A 19001-nucleotide genomic window follows, 5' to 3' on the forward strand; every position below is an offset into this window, starting at 1 on the left:
CCCCGGAGCCGGTTCAAGGCAAAGCAAGAGCAAACTCGGAGCATGCGGAGTATGCCCTACCGCAGGTCAGCAGGGCAATCCACTTGATCCACGGCCCGGCAGGTCAGCCGGGCAGGGTCGCCGGGCTGCCGCCGTTGGCCTCGTAGCCGGCCACCGCCAGCGCGCGGTGGACGGCGAACGCGGCGGCCGGGTCGGCGGACAGCGTCCAGGGCAGCGCGCCCACATGACCGTCGACGTGGATCAGCTGGTCCATGGCCTCCGCCCAGCGCTCGGCGCGGACCAGGAAGAAGAGCAGCAGATGGCGGACGTGCGCGAGCATCGGGTCGTCGGGGTGGGCCGTGTGCACCGCGTGCAGCGCGCCGTGCATCGCCTTGGTGACGACCTCGCTCTGGTAGAAGCTCACGACCAGGTTCACCTCGGGGAGGTGCTCGAAGACCGCGAACAGCGGCAGCGCGGCGAGCAGCGAGCCCTCGGGCGCGCGGGCCGCCGCGGCCTCGGCGAACGCGTACGCCGCCTCGCGCGAGCCGTGCCACTTCTCGCACCAGTAGTGCAGCGCGGCCAGATGCGCGCCCATGTGGTCCGGCGCGCGGTCCAGGATGTTCAGCCACAGCTTCTCGAACTCGGGCTGCGGATAGGCGAGGCCACGGGCGACGGACAGCTCGACGATGTACGGCACCGGGTCGCCGGGTGCCAGCAGCGCCGCCTCGGCGCAGGCCTGTCTGGCCTCCTCCATGATGATGCGGAAGTCGTCCGTGCCCGGCGTCGACGTCCGCCACGCCTGCTGTACCAGGAACTCGGCGTGCACCGCCGCGCCGCCCGCGTCCTTGGGCTGCTCGGCCCGCCACACCCTGAGCCACTGCCCGCCCGGCGTCTCGTGCACCCCGCCCGGCCGCTGCTTCAGCTCCAGCGCCGCCGCACCGGCGAAGGCCTGCACCCGCTGCCAGCGCGCCTCGCCCTCGGCCTCGGTGCCGGCCAGCAGCTGCGCCGCCGCGCGGTAGTCCTGAGTGCGCTGCACCAGCTCCAGGACGTTCAGCAGGTCCTGGTCGGGGCCGGGCATCCGCACGTCCAGCTCCTCCTGGCGCACGAAGCCGTAGGCCGCCGGGTCGGCGGCGTCCGGGTGGCCCGGGGGCACCAGCCCGATGGCCCCGCGCCTGCGCCGGATGATCGGGAGCAGTACGAAGCTCAGCAGGACCAGCGCCATGAGCAGCCAGAGAATCGACATGACTCCAGCGAACCAGACGCCGCCGACAATTGGCCAACCCCGCCCGCCGGGCCTGTGGAAAACCTCGATGCCTGTGTGCGGACGCCAGCATCCGGTCGGGCGCACTACGCTCGGTGGACATGAGCGACAGGCACATCAGTCAGCACTTCGAGACTCTCGCGATCCACGCGGGCAACACCGCGGATCCCCTCACCGGCGCGGTCGTCCCGCCGATCTACCAGGTCTCGACCTACAAGCAGGACGGCGTCGGCGGCCTGCGCGGCGGCTACGAGTACAGCCGTAGCGCCAACCCGACCAGGACCGCCCTGGAGGAGAACCTCGCCGCGCTGGAGGGCGGCCGCCGCGGCCTCGCGTTCGCGTCCGGCCTCGCGGCCGAGGACACCCTGCTGCGCACGCTGCTCAGCCCCGGCGACCACGTCGTGATCCCGAACGACGCCTACGGCGGCACCTTCCGCCTCTTCGCCAAGGTCGTCAGCCGGTGGGGCGTGGAGTGGTCCGTCGCCGACACCAGCGACCCGGCTTCCGTGCGGGCCGCCATCACCCCGAAGACCAAGGCCGTGTGGGTGGAGACCCCCTCCAACCCGCTGCTCGGCATCACCGACATCGCCACCGTCGCCCAGATCGCCCACGACGCCGGTGCCAAGCTCGTCGTCGACAACACCTTCGCCACGCCCTACCTCCAGCAGCCGCTGTCGCTCGGGGCGGACGTCGTCGTGCACTCCCTCACCAAGTACATGGGCGGCCACTCGGACGTGGTCGGCGGTGCGCTGATCGTCTCCGACCAGGCGCTGGGCGAGGAGCTGGCCTACCACCAGAACGCGATGGGCGCCGTCGCCGGCCCCTTCGACTCCTGGCTGGTGCTGCGCGGCACCAAGACCCTCGCGGTGCGCATGGACCGGCACAGCGAGAACGCCACGCGGATCGCCGACATGCTGACCCGGCACCCGCGTGTGACCCGGGTCCTGTACCCGGGTCTGCCCGAGCACGCCGGTCACGAGGTCGCCGCCAAGCAGATGAAGGCGTTCGGCGGCATGGTGTCCTTCCAGGTCGACGGCGGCGAGGAGGCCGCCGTCCAGGTGTGCAACCGCGCCAAGGTGTTCACCCTCGGCGAGTCGCTCGGCGGCGTCGAGTCGCTCATCGAGCACCCGGGACGGATGACGCACGCCTCCGCGGCCGGCTCCGCCCTGGAGGTCCCCGCCGACCTGGTGCGCCTGTCCGTGGGCATCGAGAACGTCGACGATCTGCTGGAGGACCTGCAGCAGGCCCTCGGCTAGTCCCGGGTCACCAGCCGGTGATCGGTGGAGTCGTCTGCGAGGGCGGCTCCACCCAGGGATGGACGTGCACCGCCCAGACGGTGAACGCCGCCGCCGCGGCGCACAACAGCAGCCACCACAGGCGGCGCGCGAGCCGCCGCCGGCGCAGGATGCGGTCGCCCCGGCGCACGGCCTCGCCGTACAGGTCCGCCGGCCGGGGTGCCGGGGCCTGCTCCAGGATCCGCCGTACGGCGGCCTCCCGCTGGGGACGGTTCACCTGGGCCTCCCGGCGGGCCGCGAGGCCCAGGACGGCGCCGCCCTCGCGCGCGGGGCGGGCGACACCGGCGCCGGATGCAGCACGGTGGCCGTGGCCCGGTCGCAGATCGAGTGCACCCGCTCGACCGGCAGACCGAGCAGGGCCGCCGCCTGTTCCTCGGCGACTCCCTCGTACATCCGCAGCACCAGGACCAGCCGTTCCTGCGGGTTCAGTTCGACGAGCGGACTGCGCGGATGCGGCCGGGCGCGGCCGACGGCGCCGTACTGGTGCCACGCCCCGCGCTGGAACCGGGTGGCGAGGTACTGGCGGGCGCAGTCGTAGGGGTCGTCGCCGTGCAGCCGGTCCCAGCCGGCGTAGGTGTGGGCGAGCGCCAGCGTCAGCAGACGCCGCGCGCGCGGGTTGGCGTCCGGCGCCTCCGCGGTGAGCAGCGTGGCGGTGTGCAGCAGGCGTCCTGCCGCACCCGCGACGAACGCCTCGAACTCCCGGGCCCGACGGGCAGCACGGGATGCCTGCCGATCACGCACCGTGCCTCCCCCCTGAGGAGGTCCTGTCCGGTACGGGACAGGCGAACCGCGCACGACGCAGGACCCGGTTTCATATGAGGCCAGCGGCGGCCCAAGGTCAATACGTAGGACGGCGCCAGTACCGCACCAGTGCGGCCGGCCTCAGGACGCCGGCGGCTGCTCCGAGGACGGCACCTGGACCGCCATCCGCGAGGACAGCGCGGTGTTGAAGCGCGTGAGGAGCGTGCAGAACTGCTCGCGCTCCTCCGGCGCCCAGTCGTGTGTCAGCTCGGCCATCAACTGACGCCGTGACGAACGCACTTCCTCCAGCCGCGAGGACCCGCGCGGCGACAGCTGGAGCACCACCGCCCGCCCGTCCTCCGGGTGCGAGGTGCGCTTGACGAGCCCGGTGTCGACCAGGGGGGCCACCTGCCGGGTGACCGTGGAGGAGTCGATCCCCATGCTCGCGGCGAGCGCCTTGACGCCCATTGGGCCTTCCTTGTCGAGGCGGTTGAGCAGCAGGTACGCGGCGCGGTCCATGGAGTTGCGCACCTGTCCGACGCCGCCGAGCCGGGTCTGTTCGGCACGGCGGGCGAACACCGCCACCTCGTGCTGGAGGGTGTCGAGAAGACCGGTGTCACCGACGGTCGTCATGTCCATCGACATTTCAGGTGTTGTGGGCATGGCCGGAGGCTCGCTTCATGAAGGGCTGCTGGGTTGGGGGACAGGGTACGCGGCCCGGGGGCGGGCCGTACCGGCGCGGAGCAAACCGGTCTCGGAGCTTGGTCACACCCGCCGTGTGCGAGCGTGAACTGCGAGACTTGAGTCATGAGCTACGGCACGGCTGACTCCTTGCGTTCCGTCACCCTCGACGATGTGCGCGGAGCCCAGAAGATGCTCTCCGGTGTGGCCCGTGTGACGGCGATGGAGGGCAGCCGCCACCTGTCCCAGCTGGTCGGCGCGCCGGTGCACTTCAAGTGCGAGAACCTGCAGCGGACCGGCTCGTTCAAGCTGCGTGGCGCCTACGTCCGGATCGCCGGTCTGCTGCCGGAGGAACGTGCCGCCGGGGTGGTGGCCGCGAGCGCCGGGAACCACGCGCAGGGCGTGGCGCTCGCCTCCGCGCTGCTCGGGGTGCACGCCACCGTGTTCATGCCGCAGGGCGCCCCGCTGCCGAAGATCAGCGCGACCCGGGACTACGGCGCCGAGGTGCGCCTGCACGGCCAGGTGGTCGACGAGACGCTGGCCGCCGCCCAGGAGTACGCGGAGAAGACGGGCGCGGTGTTCATCCACCCCTTCGACCATCCGGACGTCATCGCCGGTCAGGGCACGGTCGGCCTGGAGATCCTGGAGCAGTGCCCGGAGGTGCGCACGATCGTCGTCGGCATCGGCGGCGGCGGGCTCGCGGCCGGTATCGCGGTCGCGGTGAAGGCGCTGCGGCCGGACGTGCGGATCGTCGGGGTGCAGGCCGAGGGCGCGGCGGCCTACCCGCCCTCGCTCGCGGCCGGCCGTCCGGTGTCGGTGGAGAACCCGGCGACGATGGCCGACGGCATCAGGGTGGGGCGGCCGGGCCTGGTGCCGTTCGGGATCATCGAGCACCTGGTGGACGAGGTGCGCACGGTCAGCGAGGACCAGCTGTCGGCCGCGCTGCTGCTGTGCCTGGAGCGGGCCAAGCTGGTCGTGGAACCGGCCGGGGCGAGCCCGGTCGCGGCCCTGCTCGGCGAGCCCGGCGCCTTCCCCGGCCCGGTCGTCGCGGTGTTGTCCGGCGGCAACGTCGATCCGGTGCTGCTGCAGCGGGTGCTGCGCCACGGCATGGCGGCGCAGGGCCGCTACCTTGCCGTCCGGCTGCGGCTGACCGACCGCCCGGGCGCCCTCGCCACGCTCCTCGGGGTGTTGTCAGTGGTCGACGCTAACGTCCTCGACGTGAGTCACGTACGGACCGATCCCCGGCTCGGGCTCACGGAGGCGGAGGTGGAGCTGCACCTCGAGACGAAGGGACCGGCGCACTGCGCCGAGGTCGGCCAGGCCCTGCGCGAGGCGGGCTACACGGTCATCGACTGAGGCCGGCCGGGGCTGGAGCAGGCGGTCACTCGTTCGGGGAAAACCATTGAGAGACGCGATACATCGCGTTATGGTGTGTCGCGTGGTCGCCGGTCCGCCGACGGCCCGTCCGCCGGTTCGCGCACGGAAAGTCCCTGATGGAAAACCACAGGCGGCGTCGAGCGGACGAACCTAGCCTTTCCGCAACCCCCCACCCCTTCCCGAACGATCCCCGATGACGTGGAGACTCATATGCCAGGCGCCATCTATGCCGAAGGTCTGGTGAAGACCTTCGGCGACGTAAGGGCACTGGACGGCGTCGACCTCGATGTCCCCGAGGGCACGGTCCTCGGCCTGCTCGGGCCGAACGGCGCCGGCAAGACGACGACGGTGCGATGCCTGACCACACTGCTGCGCCCCGACAGCGGCCGGGCGGTCGTCGCGGGGGTGGACGTCCTCAAGCATCCCGACACCGTGCGCCGCTCCATAGGCCTGTCCGGCCAGTTCGCGGCGGTCGACGAATACCTGACCGGCAGGGAGAACCTGCAGATGGTGGGGCAGCTCTACCAGATGAGGGCTCGGGCGGCCAGACAGCGCGCATCCGAACTGCTCGAGCAGTTCAACCTCGCCGACGCCGCCGACCGCCCCGCCAAGACCTACTCCGGAGGCATGCGCCGCCGGCTCGACCTCGCCGCCGCCCTCGTGGTCTCACCGCCCGTGATGTTCATGGACGAGCCGACCACCGGCCTCGACCCGCGCAACCGCCAGCAGCTGTGGGAGGTCATCAAACAGCTCGTCTCCGGCGGTACGACGCTGCTGCTGACCACGCAGTATCTGGAAGAGGCCGACCATCTCGCCCACGACATCGCGGTCGTCGACCACGGCCGGGTCATCGCCAAGGGCACCTCCGACCAGCTCAAGGCCCGCACCGGCGGCGAGCGCGTCGAGGTCGTGGTGCACGAGCGCGAGCACATCCGCAGCGCCCTCGAGGTCCTGCGGGGCTTCGGCAAGGGCGAGACCACGGTCGAGGAGCACACCCGCAAGCTCACCGTCCCCGTCACCGGCGGCGCCAAGCTGCTCGCCGAGGTCATCCGGGAACTGGACACCCGCGGGATCGAGATGGACGACATAGGCCTGCGCCGCCCCACCCTCGACGACGTCTTCCTGTCCCTGACCGGACACGTGGCCGAGCACACCGACCAGGACGAGACGAACGGCAAGGAGGCCGTGAAGTGAGTGCCGTCACCGATGCCGTGCGTGTCGCGGCTCCCGGAAACCCCATCGGCCGGTCCCTGCGTGACTCGCTGATCGTCGCCAAGCGCAACCTGATCCGGATGTCCCGGATCCCCGAAATGGTGATCTTCGGGCTGATCCAGCCCATCATGTTCGTGGTGCTGTTCACCTACGTGTTCGGCGGCTCCATGAAGATCGACGGCAGCACCAGCGCGATCGACTACAAGAACTTCCTGATGGCCGGCATCTTCGCGCAGACCGTCACCTTCGCCACCGCCAGCTCCGGTGCCGGCATAGCCGACGACATGCACAAGGGCCTCATCGACCGCTTCCGCTCCCTGCCCATGGCACGCGGCGCGGTGCTCACCGGCCGCACCCTCGCCGACCTGGTCCAGACGGCCCTCACCCTGCTGGTCCTGGCCGTCGTCGCGCTGCTGGTGGGCTGGCGGGTCGGGACCTATCACGACACCGACGCCGGCCGGGTCCTCGCGGCCTTCGGCCTGCTGCTCCTGCTCGGGTACGCGTTCACCTGGATCGGTGCCCTGATCGGCCTCACCGTCCGCACCCCGGAGGCGGCCACCTCCGGCGGACTGATCTGGCTCTTCCCGGTGACCTTCATCTCGAACGCGTTCGTCGACACCAGCAACATGACCCCGTGGCTGCGCCACATCGCGGAGTGGAACCCGTTCAGCGCCACCGTCCAGGCGGCCCGGGTGCTGTTCGGCAGCCCCGGCCAGTCCGACTCGACGGCCTGGCCCATGCAGCACCCGGTCTGGGCCTCGCTGCTCTACTCGGTGCTGATCATCGTCATCTTCCGCACCCTGGCCGTCCGCAAGTACCGCTCGGCGACCGCCTGACGACATGGCTGCGCCCCCGGTGTCCCGCGGACGCCGGGGGCGCGAGGCGAAGCAGTGGGTGGTGGGGGATCAGCCCGAGTACGGGTCGGCCTTCAGGATCCGCACCGAGGCCTTCTTGCCGTTCGGCAGCTCGTACTCCGCGTCCTCGCCGACCTTGTGGCCGATCACGCCGGCACCCAGCGGGGACTGCGGCGAGTACGTCTCGATGTCGGCGCTCGCGTACTCGCGGGAGGCGAGCAGGAACGTCATCGTGTCGTCCTCGTCACCGTCGAAGGCGATCGTGACGACCATGCCGGGCGCGACGGCACCGTCCGCGGAGGCCGGAGCCTCGCCCACCTGGGCGTTCTCCAGAAGCTGGGTCAGCTGGCGCACACGCAGCTCCTGCTTGCCCTGCTCCTCCTTGGCGGCGTGGTACCCGCCGTTCTCGCGCAGGTCGCCCTCCTCGCGCGCGGCCGCGATCTTGGCGGCGATCTCCGTGCGCGCAGGACCAGTAAGGTACTCAAGCTCGACCGTGAGCTTGTTGTACGCCTCCTGGGTCAGCCAGGTGACGTTCTCGCTGGTCTGGGTCACAGGGTGCTCCTCGTCGGTACTGGGAATACAAAGCATCGCCCTACCCAGAAGAATGTTCCTTCTTGGATGGGCGAAACCACGAGCCTAACAATTCAATGGCGGAAGGGGGAGGACATAAGCCATCAGAATCTCATCAATGCAGCTCAGGGCGTATGCATTGCGAGTGAAGGATCAGCCGGCGTGGCAGCCGAGCAACTCGGCCGTCGTCCCCTTGGCCGTCGTACGGAGCGTGACGACCTTGTCGATGCGCGTGGCCGAACCCGTGAAGCGGAAGTCCGCCCGGCCCACCTCGGCACCGTCCGCCGACTGGGAGCGCAGGGTGCAGTAGCCGTCGGCACCGGAGTCCTTGTGGACCTCCAGATGCACCTTGACCGCGTCGTCCGAGGCCTGGAAGGTGATCACCTGGGCGCTGATCTCGTTCTCCGCGACGTAGTGGTAGGCGAAGTAGCCGACCAGCGCGAGCAGGGCCGCGCCCAGCACCGCACCGGCGATCTTGAGCTTGCGGTCGGCACGCTCGTCCGAGGAACGGCCGTAGCGGCCCTCGGGCAGCCGCGCGCTCGCCGTGCTCATGATCGTCCTCTCCGCGGAATTATTCGCCCCCCGATTCGGTCACTATAGAAGCCTCCCGCCCGCCGCCCGACCGCCACCCCTGAACGACGTCCCTCCGGGACGGCCCCGAATGATGCCCCAAGACGCGGGGCGCCGACATACGAGGATCGAGTCTTGACTGACCAGCTGCGACTGATGGCCGTGCACGCGCACCCCGACGACGAGTCGAGCAAGGGCGCGGCGACCATGGCGAAGTACGTGTCCGAGGGGGTGGACGTGCTGGTGGTGACCTGCACGGGCGGAGAGCGCGGGTCCATCCTCAATCCCAAGCTGCAGGGCGACAAGTACATCGAGGAGCACATCCACGAGGTACGCAAGAAGGAGATGGACGAGGCCCGCGAGATCCTCGGGATCAAGCAGGAGTGGCTCGGCTTCGTCGACTCGGGCCTGCCCGAGGGCGACCCGCTGCCCCCGCTGCCCGAGGGCTGTTTCGCCCTGGAGGACATCGACAAGGCGGCCGGAGAGCTCGTCCGGAAGATCCGCTCGTTCCGCCCGCAGGTGGTCACCACCTACGACGAGAACGGCGGCTACCCGCACCCCGACCACATCATGACCCACAAGATCTCGATGGTGGCGTTCGAGGGCGCGTCGGACACCGAGAAGTACCCCGAGAGCGAGTACGGCCCGGCCTACCAGCCGTTCAAGCTCTACTACAACCAGGGCTTCAACCGCCCCCGCACCGAGGCCCTGCACCAGGCGATGCTCGACCGCGGTCTGGACTCGCCCTACGGGGAGTGGCTCAAGCGCTGGAAGGAGTTCGAGCGCACCGAGCGCACGCTGACCACGCACATCCCGTGCGCGGACTTCTTCGAGATCCGCGACAAGGCGCTGATCGCCCACGCCACGCAGATCGACCCCGACGGCGGCTGGTTCAAGGTGCCGATGGAGCTGCAGAAGGCGGTCTGGCCGACCGAGGAGTACGAGCTGTCGAAGTCGCTCGTCGACACCTCCCTCCCCGAGGACGACCTCTTCGCGGGCATCCGCGACAATGCCTGACATGAGCGCAAGCCTGGCACTGACGCATCTCGTCCCCCTCGCCAAGGAGGTCGACGAGAACAAGGTCACCCCCGGCGTCCTCGGCTTCATCGTCTTCGCGGTGATGGCCCTGGCCGTGTGGGGTCTGATGAAGTCCATGAACAAGCACATGCAGAAGGTCGCCTTCATGGAGCCCCCGGACGCCGGGGCCCAGAAGACGGCCGACTCCACGGAACAGCGGGACTGACCGCTCAGCGCCCGGCCGGAACCGCCACTCCCATCACCTCCCGGGCGTGGCGGTCCGGCGTCATGCGCAGCCGCCAGGCCTGCCAGCCCGCCTCCAGGCTCACGCCCCGCTCCAGCAGCAGCGCGTAGGCCGGCACCCACTCGGCGAGCTTCTCGTCCCGCAGCGGATGCGTGGCGCGGGCCAGCTGCGCCAGCTCCTCCTGGGCGACGGCCGTACCCACGTCCACCCCGCCCGGCGCCGCGTACGGCAGCAGGGTGCAGCGCAGGAAGCGGGCCCAGTCCTCGCCGCGCAGGTCGCCGTAGGACGTGAACAGGGTCAGCGCCTCGTCGCACAGGGCCAGCGCCTGCGGGATCCGGGCGTTGCCCGCGTCCACCACCGCCAGCTCCAGACAGGTCCAGGCCTCGCCGTGGGCGACGCCGATCCGCTGGAAGTCGGCGCGGGCGTCCACGAGCAGCTGGCGGGCGAAGCCCGAGTTGCGCAGCGAGCCGGTCTGCGCGGCCCGCTGGTCCCGGGTGGCCCGGGCCGAGTGGTGCCGAGCACAGGCCAGGCCGTACACGTCGCGCATCCGGGAGAACATCTGCCGGGAACGTTCGAGATCGCGGACCGCCTGGTCCAGCTCGCCCGTCTCCTCCAGGGCCTGGCCGAGGTAGTACAGCGTCCAGGCCTCGCCGCGCGCGTCCTCGTTGTCCCGGTGCCTGGCCGCCGCCTGGCGCAGCCCCTCCACGGCGGGGGACGCGTCGCCGTCGACCAGCCGCGCCCGGGCCAGCTGCGTCAGCGCCCAGGCCTCGCCGCGTGCGTCGTGCGTACGGCCGTACCGCTCCAGGGCGGCCCGCAGCTCCGTCTCCGCGCGCGGCACGTCACCCATCCGCAGGGCCAGCTGGCCGAGCTGGAAGTGGGCCCAGGCCTCGCCGTGCAGGGAGCCGCCCTCGCGGTGCAGGACCAGGGAGCGGGTGAGCAGGTCCAGGGCTTGAGACAGCCGGGCGCGGTCGCGCTGGACCGCCGCCAGCGCGTGCATCGTCCACGCCCGGTCCGTCGCCAGCTCCTCGGCCGCCTGCAGATCGAGGGCCTCCTGGAGCTTGCCGGCCGCCTCCGTGAGGTTGCCCTGGTGGTGCAGGGTGATCCCGAGGGAGCACAGGGCGCGGGCGGCGCCCGCGTCGTGGTGCGCCTCCCGGTAGAGGTCCACGACCGAGGCGAGCGTGGTGCGTGCCTTGTCCAGTTCGCCCAGATGACGGGCCGCGATACCCGTGCGCCACTGCACGGAACGCACCAGCAGTCCCTCGTCGACGGCCTGGGCCAGCTCGCTGATCTCGCCCAGCCGGTACAGGTCCCCGCGCAGCAGACAGTAGTCGCACAGGGCGCCGAGCAGGTTCAGCACGGCCGCCTGGTTCACGCCCTCCGCGTGCCGCAGGGCCGCCGTGATGAAGCTGGACTCGTCGTCCAGCCAGCGCAGCGCCTCGTCCAGCGAGGTGAAGCCGTGCGGGCCGAACCGGTCCGAGCGCGTCGACATGTTGCCGTCGACCAGCCGCAGCACCGAGTCGGCCAGCTCCGCGTAGTTCACGATCAGCCGCTCCTGCGCGGCCGTGCGCTCGGCCGGGTCCTCCTCGTCCAGCAGCCGGGCCTGCGCGAAGGCGCGCACCAGGTCGTGCAGCCGGTAGCGGCTGCCGCGCACATGGTCGATCAGACCGGCCCGGGCGAGCGCGGCCAGATGACGGGTCGCCTCCGGCTCGTCGGTGGCCAGCAGGGCGGCGGCCGCCGCCGCGCCCAGCGAGGCCCGGCCGGCCAGCGCCAGCCGCCTCAGCAGCCGGCGCGCCGTCTCCGACTGGTCGGTGTAGCGCAGCCACAGCACCCGCTCCACCGGCTCCACCGGGCCGTACGCGCCGAGGTCCGTGGCCAGCTGCCGCGGTGAGCGCGGGCCCAGCGACGAGCCCGCGACGCGCAGCGCCAGCGGCAGGCTCCCGCACAACTGCCGGATCCGGTCGGTGGATTCGGCGTCGTACGGCCCCGACACGTCCTGCGCGGCCGCGCCCAGCAGCTCCTCGGCGCCCGCCGCGTCCAGCGCCGCCACGGGCAGATGGTGCACCCAGGCCACCAGGTCCGCGGGCAGCTCCAGCGCGGTGCGAGCGGTGACCAGGACCAGGCTGTCGGAGTGCTCCGGCACCAGCGCGCGCACCTGCTCCGGGTCCGAGGCGTCGTCCAGCACGATCGTCACCGGCAGGCCGTTCAGATGCCGGTGGTACAGCTCGCCGAGCCGCTTGACCTGCTGGTCGGGGGAGGAGCGCTCACGGAACAGCAGCTGCTCGCGGGGAGCGCCGAGCCGGTTGAGCAGGTGCAGCAGGGCGTCCCGGGTGGGCAGCGGCGGCTCCTCCCGGCTGCCGCCGCGCAGGTCCACGACGACCGCGCCACGGAAGTGGTCCCTGAGGTCGTGCGCCGCCCGGACCGCGAGCGTCGTACGGCCCGAGCCTGGCTCTCCGTGCAGCACGACCACCGTCGGCCGGGTCTCGGTGGCCGCCCGGGCCGACTGCGCCCACTGCCTGATCCGCGCCAGCTCCTGCCGACGCCCCGCGAACGGCCCGTCTGGCTCCGGCAGTTGACCGAACGACTGCTCCAACACCGTACGCCTGCGGGCCGCCGCGCTCTTGTCCGCGCCGCGCAGCGCCGGGCCGCCCGGCTTCTTCGGACCCATGGAGGTGCTGAGCACCCGCTGCTGGTCGAGGAACGGGCGGATGCCGCGCACCTCCAGCGCGGTCAGCCACTGCAGCCGCAGCTGCTCCGGGCCGCCGGGCTGGCCGGCCGCGCCCGCGCGGTGGTGGGCGGCGGGCAGATGGGACCCGGCCACCTTCACCACGGTCGCCGCGGCCCCCACCACACCCACGGCGACGCCCGCGCCGACGGCCGTACCCGTGCCGGTACCGAGGGACAGGTCGGCGACGGCCGCGGCCACCGCGGCAACACCCGCCACCAGCAGGGCCGTTCCGGCGCCCTCGCGTGCGTACCGCTGGCCGAAGGTGAGGCGGCCGGCGTCGGCCTCGTCGAGCGCGCGCGTGTAGGTCTCGTACTCCTCGGCGGCGGTCTGCGCCATGGCGTCCAGCGCACCGCGTCCCCGCGACAGGAGCAGCTGCGCGTCGGTCCGTCCGCCGGAGCGCCGCACCTCCTCCTCCACGGCCCGGCCCAGCAGCCGCTCGGCCTCCGCCCGGTGGCTGTCCCGCATGTCCCGTCCCCCTCCGGTGGCAACTCCTTTGCCTACGAGTGTCCTTCGGGGGCGGCGGGAACGCGAGGGGCTGAGATCAGGGGGCAGGTGAGGGTTTCGTGGTGGTAACTCCCTTGTGTGCCGCCGACTTCTGCTGCGCGGCCGACTTCTGCGGCTCCGACAACGCCATGGCCACGCACGCCCCAGCCAGCGCCGTCTCCACCACCGCACACCCGAGAGCCATCACCAGGTCGCCGCCCGACCGGGACGTCGTCACGTCGAACCACGCGTCCAGCACTGCCGTCGCCGCCGTCGCCGCGGCCGTGAGGCGGGCCCGGGGGTCAGCGCGCAGGCCCAGCAAGGCCGTTGCGGCGCAGCCCGTCGCCATGAGGACGTCGAGGCCGATCCAGGCCAGCGACCAGTGCCGTACCTCCGTGCTGCCCGGCAGGGTCAGGGCGAGCACCACCATCCACGGCACGAGCAGAACGGCCCCCGTCCCGAGCAGGATCAGCTTCCACTTCTTGAGTGGCCCCTTGATCGTCTTCAGCGTCCTCATCGCGACCCCCGTTTCGACGTCTCCTGCCCCAACCGTAGATCGCAGAGAAATCTCTGCAAAGAAAAATCGGCAGATATCAGGGACGGCTCAGGGTTCTCAGGGTTCGGAGCTGCTGCCGGTTGACAGGGCTTGAGTGTGTTGTGGCGTGTATGAGTGAGTGCCGCGGCTGCCGGTCCGCACGGTATCGATGGGGAATGGGAGTTCTTGCATCGAATATGTGACCTTTACGGGAGGTGCTCGTTGGAAGGGTGACGAGCTCCTCGGCACAGGACAGGGGGTGGGGCATGGGTGTGCTGCGCGAGCCTGCGGTGCCGTTCGTTGCTCTCGGCCCGTCCGGTGTTGCCGTCCGTGCCCGGCTCAAGCGCCTGACGCCCGGTGACGAGGAGGTGCTCAGGCTGGTCGGTGAGCACTTGAGCACCCTGGCTGGACGGGATCTGCGGGCCCGCTGTGCTGCCGGTCTGGAGCACGACACGGACGCGTGGGCGGAGCGCAAGCGGGCCCTGACCGAGAAGTCCTCCTCGCGCTGGGCCGGGTCGATCACGAGGGCCACGCACGATCAGTGGGCGCTGGCTCGGCGTGCCCAGTCGGCGCACGTCCAGAGTCTTGAGGCGGGTGTGGGCGTGATCGCGCACCGGTTGTCGCTGCCGGTGGGGGAGCCGGGGATCAAGCGGGCGCCGGGCGGGTACCGCACCCGTCAGGAGTGGCATGCCAAGTCCCGACGGCTGCATGTGCTTGCCGACCGTCTGGAGTGCGAGCGGGCAGAGCGGGAGGCCGGTCGGGTACGTGTGGTGCGGGGTGGGAAGCGGCTGCTGAACACCCGGCACCACCTCGAAGCAGCCGCGCTGAGTGAGGATGCCTGGCGCCTCCGGTGGGAAGCCTCGCGGCGGTTTCTCCAGGCGGACGGGGAGTCGGGCAAGCGGTTCGGGAACGAGACGATCCGCGTCACGCCGGACGGTGAGGTCAGCATCAAGCTCCCCGCCCCGCTGGCAAACTTGGCCAACAGTCATAACGGCCGGTATGTGCTCGCTTGCCGTGTCGTCTTCCATCATCGGGGTCAGGAATGGGCCGACCGGACCGCCGCGAACCGGGCGGTGGCGTACCGCATCCACGAGGACGTACAGCGCGGCCGCTGGTATCTGACCGCCTCCTGGCAGATTCCACCGGTCAAGACCGTGCCCCTGGTCCAGGCGCGCGCGGGCGGACTGGTGGGCGTCGACACCAACGCCGACCACCTGGCCGCATGGAGGCTCGACGTCCACGGAAATCCGGTCGGCAAGCCGCACCGGTTCGACTACGACCTGTCCGGTACCGCTAAGCATCGGGACGCGCAGGTACGGCAGGCCCTGATTCGCCTCCTGCACTGGGCCAGGCACCACGGCCTCGCCATCGCCATCGAAGACCTGGACTTCCAGGCGGAGAAGACGCGGGAGAAGCATGGGCGCCGCAAGCGGTTCCGCGCGCTCATCTCCGGCATGCCTGTAGCCAGGTTGCGGGCGCGACTGGTGAGCATGGCCGCCGAACTCGGCATCACCGTCGTTGCGGTCGATCCCGCCTACACCTCCAAGTGGGGCGCCCAGCACTGGCAGAAGCCCCTCACCAGTAAAACCAGGAAGATCGCTCGCCACGACGCGGCAGCCGTGGCGATCGGAAGGCGCGCCCTGGGACACCCGATCCGGCGACGGACGGCACCGCCCCGCACCCACCAGAGCGATGGATGCGGGCATCGGACCGTCCAGGCCCGACCGGGCACCCCGGGGTGTGAGGAAACCCGCCCCCGTATCCCCGGACCACGGACTCGATCCGTGCGCGCCGGATACGGCGAGAAAGCGGGGGACCAGTGTGCCCAGCACCGTTCGGGGCACACGGCTGAGCATGAGTCCTGGCAACAGGACTCACTCCCGCTCAGTCTTTAGGAACGGTTACGGTGGCCGCATGACCGACGGCATGCCCGAGATGACCAGCCTTGAGCGCACCGCTCTCTACAAGTCCCTGGGCAACCCGCTGCGCCGCCGGATCCTCGACTACCTCGGCCGGCACGGCGAGGCGAACTCCACCGTCCTGGCCCGCGAACTCGGCGAGAGCTCCGGCACCACCAGCTACCACCTGCGCAAACTCGCCGAGCAGCGACTCATCGAGGAGATCCCGGAGAAGTCCGGCGGGCGCGAGCGCTGGTGGCGGGCGCTGCCCTTCAGCCACACCACACCCGACCCGGCCACGATGTCCCCGGAGGAGTACGCGGCCGCGGAACAGCTCGCCCACCTCAAGATCGAGGTCGACACCGCCCTCTTCCGCCGCGCCCACCAGGAGTACCGGGGTCCGGAGGGATGGGCGCAGGTCCAGCGGAACGGCACCTGGATGACCAGGGACGAACTCCTCGCCTTCATGAGGGAGTACCACGCCCTGCTGGACCGCCACGGCCACTCCCGCGAGACCGCCCCCGACGGGGCACGCCCGGTCAGTATGCGGTTCTACGCCGTCCCGGAAGCCGTTCCGGAAGCCTTCCCGGAGGCTGTCCCGGAAGCCCTCCCCGAAGCAGCTTCGGGCGCCGTCGAAGCCCGCAACACATCACCTGTGGACGGGTGATGCGCCCGTCCACAGGTGTGGCTATCGTGATCGCGGACATCGAAGGGTCAGACGGGGGAGCGCATGTCTGCGGACAACGGTTCGTTCACGGGTCCGCCGCCGGGACCACAGCAGTCGAACCAGCCTCGCTGGGCCTGGTGGGTCGTCGGGATCGTCATCCCGCTGGTGGGAATCATCGTCACGGTCATGGCGAGCCGACCGGGCTCGTCGGACGACAACGGCGCGCAGTCGGCGCCGACGCAGTCGTCCGCCGCGGCGGGCTCCACCGATCAGCAGCAGTCCGGCCAGGACCAGTCCGGCCAGGCGCAGCCGTCGGCCGCCAAGAGCGCCGAAACGGTGCGCGCGGTGTTCGGACCGAAGGACGTGGGTGCCGACACGACCAACGCCGGGTCGTACATCGACCTGGACACGCCCCAGCCACTCGTGTCGCCGACCCGCATCAACGGCGGGGACATCATTTTCTCGGCGTCCATCGGTGATCCGAACCTGTTCGTGCCGGAGTCCGCTTCCAACCTGGCTCCGCTGCCCCGCTCCGGCGCCGCCCCGACGGCCGCGGAGTGCGCCGACAGCGTGGACAGCAACGGCACCTACACGGCGAACGTGAAGCGGGGCGACCGTTTCTGCCTGCTCACCGACGGAGGCCGGGTCGCCTACCTCCGCGTCGTCACCGCGCCGAGCACGGGCACCGGAAAGCTCAACATCACCGTGTGGAACACGCCTGACGCCTGATGTTCGGGGTACTGCGGCAGGATGGACCCCATGCCGAACCGACTGGCCCATGAGACGTCCCCCTACCTCCTCCAGCACGCGGACAACCCGGTGGACTGGTGGCCCTGGTCGGCCGAGGCCTTCGAAGCCGCCCGCGAGACGAACAGACCCGTCCTCCTGAGCGTCGGCTACAGCAGTTGCCACTGGTGCCATGTCATGGCTCACGAGTCCTTCGAGGACCAGGCCACGGCCGACTACCTCAACGAGCACTTCGTCAGCGTCAAGGTCGACCGCGAGGAGCGTCCGGACGTCGACGCCGTCTACATGGAGGCCGTCCAGGCGGCCACCGGCCAGGGTGGCTGGCCCATGACCGTGTTCCTCACCCCGGACGCCGAGCCCTTCTACTTCGGCACCTACTTCCCGCCCGCGCCCCGGCACGGCATGCCCTCCTTCCGGCAGGTGCTGGAGGGCGTCCGGCAGGCCTGGGACGACCGGCGCGACGAGGTCGGCGAGGTCGCCGGGAAGATCGTGCGCGATCTCGCGCAGCGGGAGATCGGCTATCAGACCGACCGGGTTCCCGGCGAGCCGGACCTCGCCCAGGCCCTCCTCGGGCTCACCCGCGAGTACGACCCGCAGCGCGGCGGATTCGGCGGTGCGCCGAAGTTCCCGCCGTCCATGGTCCTGGAGTTCCTGCTGCGCCACCATGCCCGCACCGGCGCCGAAGGCGCCCTGCAGATGGCCCAGGACACCTGCGAGCGGATGGCCCGGGGCGGGATCTACGACCAGCTCGGCGGCGGCTTCGCCCGCTACTCCGTCGACCGCGACTGGACCGTGCCGCACTTCGAGAAGATGCTGTACGACAACGCCCTGCTGTGCCGCGTGTACGCGCATCTGTGGCGGGCCACAGCCCGCGGCGGAGCCGCTGATGGACACAGCGACCTCGCGCGCCGTGTCGCGCTGGAGACCGCCGACTTCATGGTGCGTGAACTGCGCACCGGCGAGGGCGGGTTCGCATCGGCGCTCGACGCGGACAGCGACGACGGGAGCGGGCGGCACGTCGAGGGCGCGTACTACGTGTGGACCCCCGAGCAGCTGCGGGACGCCCTCGGCGACGAGGACGCCGAGTCGGCCGCCCAGTACTTCGGGGTGACCGAGGAAGGCACCTTCGAGCACGGGCAGTCGGTCCTCCAACTCCCGCAGACGGAGGGTGTCTTCGAGGCCGGGAAGATCGCGTCGGTCAAGGAGCGCCTGCTGGCGAAGCGCGCGCAGCGGCCCGCACCAGGACGCGACGACAAGGTCGTCGCCGCCTGGAACGGGCTGGTGATCGCCGCGCTCGCCGAGACCGGCGCCTACTTCGAGCGGCCCGACCTCGTCGAGGCCGCCGTCTCCGCCGCCGACCTCCTCGTGCGCGTGCATCTCGACGAGCACGCGCGGCTCGCCCGGACCAGCAAGGACGGACGGGTGGGCCCGAACGCGGGCGTGCTGGAGGACTACGCGGACGTCGCCGAAGGCTTCCTCGCGCTCGCGTCCGTGACCGGCGAGGGGGTCTGGCTGGACTTCGCCGGGCTGCTCCTCGACCATGTGCTGGCCCGCTTCACCGACCCCGGCAGCGGTGCCCTCTACGACACCGCCTCCGACGCCGAGCGGTTGATCCGCCGGCCCCAGGACCCCACCGACAACGCCACCCCGTCCGGCTGGACCGCGGCGGCCGGCGCCCTGCTGAGCTATGCGGCCCACACCGGCTCGGAGCCCCATCGGGCCGCCGCGGAAAGGGCGTTGGGTGTGGTGAAGACGCTCGGTCCGCGCGTGCCGCGGTTCATCGGGTGGGGACTGGCCGCCGCGGAAGGGCTGCTCGACGGACCCCGGGAGGTCGCGGTCGTCGGGCCGTCCCTCGCCGACGAGCGGACGACCGCCCTGCACCGTACGGCACTTCTCGGCACCGCGCCGGGCGCCGTCGTCGCCGTCGGGACTCCGGACAGTGACGAGTTCCCCCTGCTCACCGACCGTCCGCTCGTGGGCGGTGAACCGGCCGCGTACATCTGCCGTAACTTCACTTGTGACGTCCCGACGACGGATCCGGAGCGGCTGGGGGCGGCGCTGAACACCCGCTGACCCGCCAGAAGGCGCGGGAGGGCGGGTCAGGCGAACTGTCCAAATGTGAGCAGGTGTTCGGATAGATCCCGC

The 19001-nt window shown here is 71.1% G+C and carries 18 protein-coding genes; 10 read left to right on the forward strand and 8 right to left on the reverse strand.

Annotated elements, in window-relative coordinates:
- Positions 1-103: 103 nt before the first annotated feature.
- A complete protein-coding gene (locus ACIRVH_RS09615; RefSeq protein WP_403950179.1) occupies positions 104-1222 on the reverse strand; it encodes a hypothetical protein in 1119 nt (372 codons plus the stop codon).
- A 119-nt stretch (positions 1223-1341) separates the two neighbouring features.
- Between ACIRVH_RS09615 and ACIRVH_RS09620 the strand changes: the two genes are divergently transcribed.
- Positions 1342-2496, forward strand: coding sequence for a cystathionine gamma-synthase (locus tag ACIRVH_RS09620; RefSeq protein WP_403950180.1), 1155 nt, complete (start codon positions 1342-1344; stop codon positions 2494-2496).
- A gap of 7 nt (positions 2497-2503) precedes the next feature.
- On the opposite strand, the gene ACIRVH_RS09625 is transcribed toward ACIRVH_RS09620, so the two are convergent.
- The 3 genes from ACIRVH_RS09625 to ACIRVH_RS09635 form a co-directional block, all read right to left on the reverse strand.
- Positions 2504-2752 (reverse strand): hypothetical protein, encoded by a 249-nt coding sequence (locus tag ACIRVH_RS09625; RefSeq protein ID WP_403950182.1) that lies wholly within the window; start codon positions 2750-2752, stop codon positions 2504-2506.
- Positions 2749-3276, reverse strand: a complete 528-nt coding sequence (locus tag ACIRVH_RS09630) for a sigma factor-like helix-turn-helix DNA-binding protein (RefSeq protein ID WP_403950185.1) — start codon at positions 3274-3276, stop codon at positions 2749-2751. The genes ACIRVH_RS09625 and ACIRVH_RS09630 overlap by 4 nt, the downstream gene beginning before the upstream one ends.
- 141 nt (positions 3277-3417) lie before the next feature.
- The gene (locus ACIRVH_RS09635) at positions 3418-3921 is read right to left on the reverse strand and encodes a MarR family winged helix-turn-helix transcriptional regulator (protein WP_386579380.1); all 504 of its coding nucleotides are present in this window, start codon (positions 3919-3921) and stop codon (positions 3418-3420) included.
- Positions 3922-4083: 162 nt separating this feature from the next.
- On the opposite strand from ACIRVH_RS09635, the gene ilvA reads away from it, so the two are divergent.
- The 3 genes from ilvA to ACIRVH_RS09650 all read left to right on the forward strand — a co-directional run bounded on the left by ilvA (position 4084) and on the right by ACIRVH_RS09650 (position 7382).
- Positions 4084-5313, forward strand: coding sequence for a threonine ammonia-lyase (gene ilvA, locus ACIRVH_RS09640; protein ID WP_403950187.1), 1230 nt, complete (start codon positions 4084-4086; stop codon positions 5311-5313).
- A 231-nt stretch (positions 5314-5544) separates the two neighbouring features.
- Positions 5545-6528, forward strand: coding sequence for an ATP-binding cassette domain-containing protein (locus ACIRVH_RS09645; RefSeq protein WP_403950190.1), 984 nt, complete (start codon positions 5545-5547; stop codon positions 6526-6528).
- Positions 6525-7382, forward strand: a complete 858-nt coding sequence (locus ACIRVH_RS09650) for an ABC transporter permease (protein ID WP_403950192.1) — start codon at positions 6525-6527, stop codon at positions 7380-7382. The genes ACIRVH_RS09645 and ACIRVH_RS09650 overlap by 4 nt, the downstream gene beginning before the upstream one ends.
- A 69-nt stretch (positions 7383-7451) precedes the next feature.
- On the opposite strand, the gene greA is transcribed toward ACIRVH_RS09650, so the two are convergent.
- Both greA and ACIRVH_RS09660 read right to left on the reverse strand, forming a co-directional pair.
- Positions 7452-7952, reverse strand: a complete 501-nt coding sequence (gene greA, locus ACIRVH_RS09655) for a transcription elongation factor GreA (protein ID WP_403950195.1) — start codon at positions 7950-7952, stop codon at positions 7452-7454.
- Positions 7953-8123: 171 nt separating this feature from the next.
- On the reverse strand, positions 8124-8522 hold the full coding sequence (locus tag ACIRVH_RS09660; protein ID WP_403950197.1) for a DUF4307 domain-containing protein: 399 nt from the start codon (positions 8520-8522) through the stop codon (positions 8124-8126).
- A 153-nt stretch (positions 8523-8675) separates the two neighbouring features.
- On the opposite strand from ACIRVH_RS09660, the gene mca reads away from it, so the two are divergent.
- Entirely contained in the window at positions 8676-9557 is an 882-nt protein-coding gene (gene mca, locus ACIRVH_RS09665) for a mycothiol conjugate amidase Mca (RefSeq protein WP_403950199.1), read from the forward strand.
- A complete protein-coding gene (locus ACIRVH_RS09670; RefSeq protein ID WP_403950200.1) occupies positions 9550-9783 on the forward strand; it encodes a hypothetical protein in 234 nt (77 codons plus the stop codon). The genes mca and ACIRVH_RS09670 overlap by 8 nt, the downstream gene beginning before the upstream one ends.
- Positions 9784-9787: 4 nt before the next feature.
- On the opposite strand, the gene ACIRVH_RS09675 is transcribed toward ACIRVH_RS09670, so the two are convergent.
- Together ACIRVH_RS09675 and ACIRVH_RS09680 are read right to left on the reverse strand one after the other, a co-directional pair.
- Positions 9788-12991, reverse strand: a complete 3204-nt coding sequence (locus tag ACIRVH_RS09675; protein ID WP_403950203.1) for a tetratricopeptide repeat protein — start codon at positions 12989-12991, stop codon at positions 9788-9790.
- A 76-nt stretch (positions 12992-13067) separates the two neighbouring features.
- Entirely contained in the window at positions 13068-13526 is a 459-nt protein-coding gene (locus ACIRVH_RS09680; RefSeq protein WP_403950206.1) for a hypothetical protein, read from the reverse strand.
- Between the two features lie 284 nt (positions 13527-13810).
- On the opposite strand from ACIRVH_RS09680, the gene ACIRVH_RS09685 reads away from it, so the two are divergent.
- The 4 genes from ACIRVH_RS09685 to ACIRVH_RS09700 all read left to right on the forward strand — a co-directional run bounded on the left by ACIRVH_RS09685 (position 13811) and on the right by ACIRVH_RS09700 (position 18929).
- Positions 13811-15439 (forward strand): IS200/IS605 family accessory protein TnpB-related protein, encoded by a 1629-nt coding sequence (locus ACIRVH_RS09685; RefSeq protein WP_403950207.1) that lies wholly within the window; start codon positions 13811-13813, stop codon positions 15437-15439.
- A gap of 19 nt (positions 15440-15458) precedes the next feature.
- On the forward strand, positions 15459-16109 hold the full coding sequence (locus tag ACIRVH_RS09690; RefSeq protein ID WP_403950209.1) for an ArsR/SmtB family transcription factor: 651 nt from the start codon (positions 15459-15461) through the stop codon (positions 16107-16109).
- 63 nt (positions 16110-16172) lie between these two features.
- Positions 16173-16838: a hypothetical protein gene (locus ACIRVH_RS09695; RefSeq protein ID WP_403950212.1), complete on the forward strand. Its 666-nt coding sequence runs from the start codon at positions 16173-16175 to the stop codon at positions 16836-16838.
- A 30-nt stretch (positions 16839-16868) separates the two neighbouring features.
- Complete coding sequence (locus ACIRVH_RS09700; RefSeq protein ID WP_403950214.1) at positions 16869-18929, forward strand: thioredoxin domain-containing protein; 2061 nt, start codon at positions 16869-16871, stop codon at positions 18927-18929.
- The last annotated feature ends 72 nt before the right edge of the window (positions 18930-19001 follow it).

Source organism: Streptomyces sp. NPDC101165 (assembly GCF_044768135.1).
Taxonomy (GTDB): Bacteria; Actinomycetota; Actinomycetes; order Streptomycetales; family Streptomycetaceae; genus Streptomyces.